The sequence below is a fragment of the uncultured Oribacterium sp. genome, assembly GCF_902481605.1.
In the GTDB taxonomy this organism is placed as follows: domain Bacteria; phylum Bacillota; class Clostridia; order Lachnospirales; family Lachnospiraceae; genus Oribacterium; species Oribacterium sinus.
Genome location: NZ_CABSXI010000098.1, coordinates 1 through 5634 on the forward strand (window position 1 = coordinate 1; position 5634 = coordinate 5634).

At 43.2% G+C, this 5634-nt stretch carries 3 protein-coding genes; all 3 read left to right on the forward strand.

Going from position 1 to position 5634, the window contains the following annotated elements; genetic code table 11:
* On the forward strand, positions 1 to 624 hold a 624-nt coding region (locus RDQ32_RS10600), incomplete at its 5' end, for a DNA replication and repair protein RecF (protein ID WP_308580449.1).
* 12 nt (positions 625 to 636) lie between these two features.
* The gene (gene gyrB / locus RDQ32_RS10605; protein WP_308580450.1) at positions 637 to 2601 is read left to right on the forward strand and encodes a DNA topoisomerase (ATP-hydrolyzing) subunit B; all 1965 of its coding nucleotides are present in this window, start codon (positions 637 to 639) and stop codon (positions 2599 to 2601) included.
* A gap of 41 nt (positions 2602 to 2642) precedes the next feature.
* Positions 2643 to 5189 carry a DNA gyrase subunit A gene (gene gyrA / locus RDQ32_RS10610; RefSeq protein ID WP_308580451.1) on the forward strand — a complete coding sequence of 849 codons (2547 nt, stop codon included), beginning with the start codon at positions 2643 to 2645 and terminating at the stop codon, positions 5187 to 5189.
* Positions 5190 to 5634: the final 445 nt, after the last annotated feature.

Sequence of the window (5634 nt, forward strand, 5' to 3'; positions counted from 1 at the left end):
TATAATAAAGTGTTGCAGCAAAGGAATAAGCTTTTAAAGGAACTGTATTTTCGGCCAAAACTGGAGGAAACTCTTTTTGCCTGGGATGAGGAACTGGTAAAGCATGGGAAGATGGTGATTTCCCTCCGCAGAGATTTTGTGGAAAATTTACGGAAAAAGGTGGAAAACATCCACGGGGAAATCAGCGGAAAGCGGGAAGAGCTTCTTCTAAGTTACGAGGAAAATGTTAGCGAGGAAAATTTCTCCTTGCAGCTAGAAAAAAACAGGGAGGCGGAGAAAAAGCAACAGACTACCCTCTCCGGTCCCCACCGAGATGATCTGTCCTTTCAGATTAACGGTCAGGATATCCGGCATTTTGGTTCTCAGGGACAGCAAAGAACCGCCGCCTTGTCCCTAAAATTAGCGGAAATTGATTTGGTGAGAGAAAGAATTCAGGATAACCCCATCTTATTGTTGGATGATGTGTTTTCAGAGCTGGATCAAAAAAGACAGAATTTTTTATTAGAGCAGTTAGGGAATTTACAAAGCCTGATTACATGTACAGGATTGGAAGAATTGGTAAAGCATCGATTCCCCATAGACCATGTGTTTTATGTGGAAAATGGACAGGTGCAGTGTCAGTAAAGAGGAGGAACTATGTCTATAGAGATGGAAGAATTTGGAGGAAATGAAGCAGAATTTCTTCATGGTTCTAAGGAATACGGTGCAGATCAGATTCAGATTTTGGAGGGACTGGAAGCGGTTCGGAAAAGACCGGGAATGTATATCGGAAGCACTTCCGTTCGCGGTTTGCATCATTTGGTTTATGAAATCGTGGATAACTCTGTAGACGAGGCATTAGCCGGATTTTGTAATACCATTACCGTTAAAATTCATCAGGATAACTCCATTACCGTAAGGGATAATGGACGAGGAATTCCTGTAGATATACAGAAAAAGGCCGGAAAGTCCGCCTTGGAAGTTGTTTTTACCGTTCTTCATGCAGGAGGAAAGTTCGGAGGAGCCGGATATAAGGTTTCCGGCGGTCTTCACGGTGTAGGAGCCAGCGTGGTAAATGCCCTTTCTGAGTGGCTGGATGTAAAGGTTTATAAAGAGGGCAAGATTTATACCATGTCCTTTGCCAAGGGAAAGGTAACAAAGCCTATCGAGTGTATTGGAACTTGCAGCGAAGAGGAGCAGGGAACCGAAGTACACTTCCTTCCGGATGCAAGCATTTTCGAAGAAAGCGTTTATGACTTTGAAACCTTGAAGATTCGTCTTCGGGAAACCGCCTTCTTAACCAAGAATCTGAAGATTCGTCTTGTGGATGAGCGGGAAGGACAGGAGAAAGAAAAGGAGTTCCACTATGAGGGAGGAATTCAGGAGTTTGTTACTTTCCTGAATAAGGGAAAGGAAGCCCTTTATCCGGATGTGATTTACTGCGAGGGAGAGAAAGAAAAGATTCTGGTGGAAGTGGCTATGCAGCATAACGACTCCTATACGGAAAATATCTATACCTTCGTAAACAACATCAATACCCCGGAGGGCGGAACCCACCTTACCGGTTTTAAAAATGCTTTAACCAAAACCTTTAATGACTATGCAAGACAGAATAAGCTTTTAAAGGATAGTGAAGCCAACCTTTCCGGAGAGGATATCCGTGAGGGATTAACCTGCATTATCTCCGTAAAGATTGAGGATCCCCAATTTGAGGGACAGACCAAGCAGAAGCTGGGAACCTCAGAGGCTCAGGTGGCAGTGCAGGGTATTGTTTCCGAGCAGTTGACCTATTTTTTGGAGCAAAATCCTGCGGTTGCCAAGGTGATTTGCGAAAAGTCTATTTTGGCGCAAAGAGCAAGAGCCGCAGCTAGAAAAGCCAGAGATTTAACCAGAAGAAAGTCCGCCTTGGACGGTGTGGGACTTCCCGGTAAGCTTGCGGATTGCAGCAGCAAGGATCCGGAAAGATGTGAAATCTTTATTGTAGAGGGAGATTCCGCATTGGGACCTGCCAAGGAAGGAAGAAATCCGGAAACCCAGGCCGTACTGCCTCTTAGAGGTAAGGTATTAAATGTGCAGAAGGCCAGACTGGATAGAATTTATGCCAATGAAGAAATCAAGGGAATGATTACCGCCTTTGGAACAGGTATCCACGAAGATTTTGACTTAAGCAAATTACGCTACCACAAAATCATCATTATGACGGATGCGGATGTGGACGGCGCTCATATTTCCACCTTGATGCTGACCTTTATTTATAACTTTATGCCGGAGCTTATCCGAAAAGGACATGTTTATCTGGCTCAGCCGCCACTCTTTACCATTCAGAAGAACAAAAAGCATTACTATGCTTACTCTGATGAGGAATATCAGAGAATTTTAAAGGAAATCGGATCTGATGGAGCAGACGTATCCCGATTCAAGGGTCTTGGAGAGATGAATACGGAGGAGCTGCAGGAAACCACTCTGGATCCGGAAAGCAGAACATTACTTCGTGTAAATATGAGTGACGAGGATAAGGCGGAACTGGATATTACCTTTACTACCTTAATGGGAGATCAGGTAGAGCCCAGAAGAGAATTTATCGAGCAAAATGCCCGCTATGTTACAAATTTGGATATTTAAAGACTTTTCCAAAAAGAATTGAAAGTTAAAGGAGGCCAATTTTGGAGCCAAATATTTTTGATAAAGTGCAGGATGTGGACTTAAAAAAGACCATGGAAAATGCGTATATCGACTACGCCATGAGTGTCATTGTGTCCAGAGCGATTCCCGATGTTCGGGATGGTCTTAAGCCTGTACAAAGAAGAGTGCTTTATGCTTTGCAAAGTCTGGGCGTTACTCCGGATAAAAAGACCAAAAAATGTGCCACAATTGTTGGAGAAACCATGGGTAAATATCACCCCCACGGTGACTCCTCCATTTACGGCTCTTTGGTTTATATGGGACAGCCCTGGTCTATGCGGCACGTCCTGATTGACAAGCAGGGAAACTTTGGTTCCGAGGACGGAGACAGCCCGGCGGCAATGCGTTATACCGAGGCTAAGATGTCCAGATTAGCCGGAGAAATGCTGGCAGGCATCAATAAGAACACCGTGGATTTCATGCCGAACTTCTCCAACGAATATGAGGAGCCGGTGGTTCTTCCTTCCCGTTTTCCCAATCTTTTGGTAAACGGTGCCACAGGTATTGCAGTAGGTATGTCCACCAATATCCCTCCCCATAATCTGAGAGAAGTGATTAAGGGTGTGGATTGCATTATTGACAATAAAATTGCGGGAAGAAAGACGGAAATAGAAGAACTTCTTCCCATTATTCAGGGACCGGATTTTCCTACAGGGGCGACGATTTTAGGAAAAAGAGGAATTGAAGAAGCTTACAGAACCGGAAGAGGAAAGATTAAGATGCGGGCGATTTGCGAGATTGAGCCCATGCACAACGGCAAAAATCGCATTTTGGTAAAGGAGCTTCCCTATCTTGTATACCGTTCCCGCGTCATTGAAAAGATTGCAGAGCTTGTAAAAGATAAAAGAATTGACGGTATCACCTATATCCACGATGCGGCAGGAAAAAATTCCAAAGCAAAGATTGCCATTGAGTGCAGAAAAGACGTGAATCCCCATGTAATTCTGAACCAGCTGTATAAGCACACCCAGTTACAGGAAACCTTCGGTGTGATTATGCTTTGTATCGTTCGAGGGGAGCCGAAGATTTTAAATCTTCTGGAAATTTTGGAAGAATTTTTGGCACATCAGATTCAGGTGGTCACCAGAAGAACGCAGTACGATTTACAAAAATGTGAGGACAGAGCCCATATCTTAGAAGGATTATTAAAGGCTCTTGACCATATTGATGAGATTGTTGCCATTATCCGTGCCGCGAAAAATGTAGAAGAGGCTAAGCAAAACTTGATTACCCGCTTTGCCTTCACCGAAGTGCAGGCCCAGGCTATCGTAGATATGCGTTTGCGTGCTCTCACCGGTTTGGAAAGAGAACGTCTGGAAAACGAGTACCAGGATTTACTGGCAAAGATTGCCTACTATAAGGAAATTCTGGGAGATGAGAGAAGGCTTCTTGCGGTAATTAAGGAAGAGTTGGATGTTATTGCAGATAAGTACGGAGAGGATAGAAAAACCTCCTTTAGCTATGATGATATCCTGGATGCGGAGGATTTAATTGCCGACGATGATGTGGTGATTACTTCCACCAGCCTTGGTTATATCAAGAGAATGTCTCCGGAAAATTTCCGTCAACAAAACCGTGGCGGAAAGGGTATTAAGGGAATGCAGACCATAGAGAAGGACTATATTGAAGACCTCTTTATGACCACAAACCATCATTACATTATGTTCTTTACCAATATGGGAAGAGTTTTCCGTATTAAAGGCTATGAGATTCCGGAAGCCAGCAGAACCGCAAGAGGTACGGCTTTAGTGAATCTTCTTCCCTTGCAGGAGGGAGAAAAGGTCAATGCCAGCCTCTGCCTGAGAGATCCGAAGGATGAACAGGACTTAATCCTCACCACTAAGTCCGGAATGGTGAAAAAGACCGCCCTTTCCGAATATGCCAATGTACGAAGAAACGGCTTAATTGCCATTAGCTTGAAGGAAGACGACCAGTTAATAGAAGCTAAGCTTCTTTCCAAGGATGAAAATATTATTCTGGTGACCAAGAAGGGAATGGCTATTCAGTTCAATGAGAAGGATGTGCGTAGAACCGGACGTTCCTCCATGGGTGTAATCGGTATCCGACTGAATGATGGAGATGAAGTAATCGGTATGCAGGAATCTTCTCAGGGAGAAAATATGCTGGTAGTTTCTGAAAAGGGTTACGGCAAGCTTACGGAGAAATCCGCCTTTAAGGCACAAAACCGTGGCGGAAAGGGTATGCGTTGCTACAAGATTACGGAGAAAACCGGAGATCTGGTAGGATTTAAGCTTTGTGACCAGGATAGAGAAATTCTTCTGATTACCACAGAGGGTATTATGATTCGGATGAGTCTGGAAAATATCAGTATCATCGGAAGAAATGCCTCCGGGGTAAAACTGATGAATATCGATAAGGACGGAGATACCACCATTGCTTCCGTTGCCAAGGTAAGAGAAAGTGAAAACGATGGGGAAGAAGATTCAGAAACGGATCCGGGAGAAGATGCGGATACAGAAATCGCAGAAATAAATGGAGAGGATACCAAAGAGAATCAAGAAGAATAGAATAAAAAAACAGAATCAAGAAGAATAGAATTAAAAAATAGAAGCAAAAAGAATAGAATTAAAAAGAGCGGAATGAAGAAAATAAGGAACAAAAAAGCTGATTCCTAAAGATTATTCATTAGCTAAAAAAATCCATTCCGGAAAAAAATCACCGGAGTGGATTTTTTAAAAAGAGCAAATAATAAAGAACATAATCGGAAAGTGATAAGAAAATATGGAAATAAGAAATAAAACTATACGTCCGGTAGGGCTAAAAAAAATATAAATTTTTCTTGACAGTAAATGGGGAATTTGCTACTCTAATTAGGCACCTAAGAACCAAATGTTCGGTACGAAAGAAGAAATTCAAAAGTATAGGTGAATCCCTTTTGGCAGGGATAAACGAGGAGTAATACTCAAGAGGCCGAAGAGGCGCCCCTGCTAAGGGTGTAGGTCGGGCAACCGG